Source organism: bacterium (assembly GCA_040756715.1).
Lineage (GTDB): Bacteria > UBA9089 > UBA9088 > UBA9088 > UBA9088 > JBFLYE01.
In genome coordinates, this window is the sequence record JBFLYE010000003.1 from 1 (window position 1) to 4,931 (window position 4,931).

Annotated in this window: 4 protein-coding genes; 1 reads left to right on the forward strand and 3 read right to left on the reverse strand. The window is 37.1% G+C overall.

What is annotated here, in order from left to right:
- Positions 1-157: 157 nt before the first annotated feature.
- Complete coding sequence (gene bioD, locus AB1397_00050) at positions 158-859, forward strand: dethiobiotin synthase (protein ID MEW6481396.1); 702 nt, start codon at positions 158-160, stop codon at positions 857-859.
- A 103-nt stretch (positions 860-962) separates the two neighbouring features.
- On the opposite strand, the gene AB1397_00055 is transcribed toward bioD, so the two are convergent.
- The 3 genes from AB1397_00055 to AB1397_00065 all read right to left on the reverse strand — a co-directional run.
- Positions 963-3,119, reverse strand: a complete 2,157-nt coding sequence (locus AB1397_00055; protein MEW6481397.1) for a DUF2723 domain-containing protein — start codon at positions 3,117-3,119, stop codon at positions 963-965.
- Position 3,120: 1 nt separating this feature from the next.
- A complete protein-coding gene (locus tag AB1397_00060; GenBank protein MEW6481398.1) occupies positions 3,121-4,161 on the reverse strand; it encodes a DRTGG domain-containing protein in 1,041 nt (346 codons plus the stop codon).
- A 1-nt stretch (position 4,162) separates the two neighbouring features.
- On the reverse strand, positions 4,163-4,931 hold a 769-nt coding region (locus AB1397_00065; protein ID MEW6481399.1), incomplete at its 5' end, for an acetate--CoA ligase family protein.

Here is a 4,931-nt window from a genome sequence, read left to right on the forward strand (position 1 = left end):
TGAATGTTGAATTTTGAATTAAAAGGGAAAAAATTTTATAAAACTTAAACCTTCAATCCAAAATTCAAAATTTAGAATTCAAAATTTCTTAAAAGGTGAATAAATTTTAAAACAGCTAAACACATACTTATTATAAATAAGGTAGTAAAAATTGTCTATGATGGATTTAAAGTGTATAATAAGGTGTGTGAAAGGCATATTTATAACAGGAACGGACACGGGTGTTGGAAAAACATTGCTAACAGGGCTTCTGGGAAGGTATCTTTTGGAAAGAGGCTTAAATGTTGTAACACAAAAATGGGTAGATGCTGGAGGGCTTGATATAAAAACACATTTTAGACTGATGAAGAAAAAACCAAGCTTTCCAATTGATTACCTTTGTCCATATACCTTCAAGTTTCCCTCCTCTCCCCATCTTTCTTCTAAGCTCGAGAATAAAATTGTAAAACCAGAAATTATTAAAGATAAATTCCTGTTTTTAAAGGAAAAATACGATATTGTCCTTATTGAGGGAACGGGTGGTCTTCTTACACCAATTTCAAGAAAGGCTTTGCTTATAGATATTGCAAAGGAGCTTTCTCTTCCTGTTTTGCTTGTTTCAAGGAATAAGCTTGGGACAATAAATCATAGCCTCCTTACTATTGAGGCATTGAAGAATAGAAATATGGAGATTTTAGGGATTGTCTTTAATAACCCAAAAAGGGAGAAAGGGGAGATTTTAAAGGATAATCCAAAAATCATAAAGGGCTTAACAAAAATAAAGGTTTTTGGAAGGCTTCCCTGGATGAATGATAAAGAGGCATTATATAGGGCATTTATTCCGATAGGAAAAAGGATAAGGGGGTGTGTGTTTAGCTAAAGCTAAACAATTGCAAATTGAGAGAGTGATGAATTTTTTTATGTATCCCAAATCTTTCCTTAAGCATTTGTCAACGCTTTTTTTTTAAATGACCTATCTTTGTTCATCCACCTGTCAATATCCTCAAAGACTCAGCCACCCCTGGATAATTTGGAGAAAGCTCCAATACCTTTCTATAGGCAGAAATTGCCTCTTCTATTCTTCCTCCCTTCCAATAGGTAACCCCTAAATTATAGTATGAATTTGGGTCATCTGGCGAAATTTTTAAGGAATCCTGAAATGCTTGAATTGCCTCCTTAAACATCCCCTTTTCAAGATAGACAGAGCCTAAACTATGATAAATAAATATTTTTTTAGGGTCAAGTGAAATTGCCTCTTTATATTCCTTGATTGCATCATCAAGCCTATTCTTTTTCTGGTATACCATCCCTAATCCATAATGTCCATCCGCACCTTTAAATTTATTGATCATCTCCTTAAATATTTCCTCTGCTTTATCTAGCTTCCCTGAATCCCTGTATAAAATCCCAAGGTTATAGAAAGAGCTTGTTTTATTTGGGTCTATTTTAATAGCCTCCTTAAGGCAGAATATACCATCTTCATAAAGCCCCCTTTCGGCAAGAAATCCTGCCCTTGCCTCATAGGCAATGGCATAATTATCATAGTTATGCCTTGTTCTTTCCTCTAAAAATATATGGGTTTTTCTATATTTAAATTTAAATGTGCTCCTTTTAATCTCATTCATAATCCCTTGGTAAGAAAGGCTTTTGGGAAGGATCCGGTGAGCAATCCCTTCTGGGATAAGGAGATGGGTTTGAGAAACCTCCTGGGCAAAGGGAAGGGGAACATAGATGCCCCTTTTTTCTATATTCCTATGGACAATATCAATAAACCTTGTCCCTATAAGGGCTGGATCTGGCTTTTTGGAAGGCTCAAAGGAAAAGGCAATATCCGGGTATCTCTTTTTTAGGTTCTCACAATACCACAAATACCTTAATTCAAGCTTGTCAATCAAAGCCACATCACCTCGGACATTTTCAACAAAATGTAGATACCACAAGGGAAAGGCAAATGTGTCTCCCATTATAAGAAGAATTGAATTTTTTTCTAATGGCTCTAGGATATTTCTTCCGTAGTCATAGGAATAAAAATCCCTATCCCGGTTTGCAGAGTAATAGTTTGTAAGGAGGGGGATTGAGGGGATAAGGAGAAAGAAGGCTCGGATGTGCTTTATTTTATTTTTTGCAAAAACAAGGAATTCGCCAAGGAATATAGAAAGAACAAGGAATGTAGGGATATAATAATCCTCAATGTTATGAATCTGGTATCTTATGGAATGGAGGATATCAAAAGCTATTATCAGCCCGAAGAATATAGCCTCAAAACGCCTTTTTGCTACCATAATGAAAATTCCAATTATTGCTGGAATAAGAATAAAAAAGGTAAATTGGGATGGAAAGAAATAAAGGGAGGATTTGAAGTTTGAAAGCCATTGGGAAGATGAGGCAAAATAATGGCTATATTCCTTAACGGTAATGTGTGAGATAAACCTTTCTAATGTATCAGGAGAGCCCCAATTTGCCTCTGGATTTGATGCTGCCCTCATGGGAAGGTAAATATAAAGCAAAAGGGGGAGGAAGAAGAATAGCAATATCAATGAGCCGGAAGCCTTGAGCCGGAAGCCTTGAGCCTTCTTTTCTTTCTTGCGTTTTAATCTAGAAAAAATAAGGAATATTGCTGAGGGAATAATGAATATTGTTTGCAAATGGTGGGTAAAGGACAAACCCAAGAGGAAAGAAAATAAGTATAGCAATTTTGAATTTTGAATTTTGAATTTTGAATTTTCTTGCCATTTAAGGAGAATAAGGATAAGCAGGCTTAAAAAAAGGGCATTTAATGTATATTTCTCAGAGATTACAGCCTGCTGCCAGAATATCCTTGAGAAAGAAAAAACAAGGGCTGGGACAATTGCTATGATTTTGTCTTTGTAAAGTCTCATTCCTATAAAACAAAGGAACATAGAGGCAAGGCTAGCAGAAAGGGAGGAGAAAAAATTCATCCTATAGGCTATATTTCCAATGGGAAGAATGCTCATTATGAGCTTTCCAAGTATGCAATATAAAGGGTATCCGGGTGGATGTGATATGCCAAGAGAATATGCGGCTGTTATCATCTCGCCCGAATCGTGAAGGTCAACGCTCGGTGTTAGGGTTAAAGAATAGACAAAAAAAGAAATAAGGAAGACAAATAAACCTGCCATCCTAAGCTAACAACTCATCTATTTTAACATTTTCCTTAATCAATTCAGCAAGCAAGGAGAGCTTTTCCTTCTCGTGTGTCCTTGCGTGTCCAATCAGCCATTCTGCCTTTTGGGCTGTAGTCAGGGTGTCATAGGAAACAAGGAGAATTGGGACATTCCTCTCCTCTGCCAAGCCTAAAATAATATCAGAGGGAATAAAGCCTCCGGTAAGGATTAAACAAACCGCGTTTGCCTCTAATGCGGCAAGCTGAATATCCGCCCTGTCTCCACCTGTGATTACCGCAAGGTTTTTCTTTCTTTGGAAGAATATCATTGCATGCTCTGCATCCATTGCTCCAATCATTACGGATTGAGCTAATTTATCCAGATAGTTTTCTCCACAAAGAACCTCTGCAGATAGCTCATTTTTTAATGCCTTAATTGAGGTAGATTGCAGGATATTTGTCCAGGGGATTATCCCAAAAACAGGAATGCCATTTTTAGAAAGAACCAAAGCCTCTTTTTTTGCAGAAGGCATATCCTCATCAAAGACCATATTTAAGATTACACCCTTTAGCCTTTCTTTAAGAATCTCCTTCACCGAAAGAACCCTATCAGAGAGTTCCATTTTTTTATACCTTTCTATAAGGACAACAGGCAGAGAAAATTTATCAGCCATCTCAAAGCCACTCATTCCAAAGGATTTTCCCTGATAGATATTAAACCCTCCCTCAAATATAAAGACATCTTTGTCTTTTGAAAGGGATTGATAAGCCTTTTCTAATTTATCTTCAAAAATAGCCATTTTTCCCTCAAGAAAGCCCTCTATAACCTCTTCATTAAGGACAAAGGGAGAGGAAAGGGAGGTATCTTCCTCATTAAGCAGGGAAAAGACAAAAGAGCTATCGGCATCTATCCAGATGCCATCTTTATATATAGGCAGATAGCCCAATGGTTTCATATACCCTACCCTCATCCTATCCTTCAAAAGAAGAACAGAGCCGATAACAACCGCAGATACCCCAGAATACTCCTTTGTGGTGGTAAAAAATATTTTTTTCATCTTATTCCTCCAAGATTATCTTACAATCAAGGCTAAAGCACCCTTTATTATAAGCCCTTAATGGGTTTATGTCTAATGAAATTATCTTTGGAAAGTCGATAGAAAGCTGTGAAATTTTAAGGATTACAGAGATAACCTCATCAAAATCTATGCCCTTTTCTCCCCTTATTCCGCGAAGAATTGGGTATGAGCTAAGGGAAGAGAGCATATTTTTGCAACAATTAGAGCATACAGGGATTATTCCAAATGAAACATCCTTTAAAACCTCAACATAGATGCCACCCATCCCAACCATAATAAGGTGTCCAAATTGAGGATCTTTGTTTAGCCCAATGATCAATTCATAGCCTTTGGGTGCTTCCTCTTGGACAAGAACCCCAAAGATTCTTGCCTCCTTTGCCAGCCTCTTTGCATTCTCAATTATCTCAATAAAGGCAATATTTAGCTCCTCCTTTGTCTTTATCCCACATTTTACACCCCCAATGTCTGATTTATGTAAGATGTCAGGTGAGGCAATCTTTGCCACAAGGGGGAATTCAAGCTCTATTTCACCTATTTCCTTAAGGCTTTTAGCAAGGAATGTTTTAGGATAGGGTATTCCATATGCCCCTATTACCTTATATGCTTCAATCTCGCTTAACTGATTTCTTCCTTCCCCTTTTGCATTATTAAAAACATCCATTACCATATCCCTTTTTGGATGAAATTCGGGTAATTCCTTATGAATATGGGGTTTTTTTGCCTCAAGAGAGGCACCAAGAAATGAGACG

Excerpts from the sequence above, each read along its gene's own strand:
- bioD (MEW6481396.1), top strand. The coding sequence starts at position 158 with ATGATGGATTTAAAGTGTATAATAAGGTGTGTGAAAGGCATATTTATA.
- AB1397_00060 (MEW6481398.1), bottom strand. The coding sequence starts at position 4,161 with ATGAAAAAAATATTTTTTACCACCACAAAGGAGTATTCTGGGGTATCT.
- AB1397_00055 (MEW6481397.1), bottom strand. The coding sequence starts at position 3,119 with ATGGCAGGTTTATTTGTCTTCCTTATTTCTTTTTTTGTCTATTCTTTA.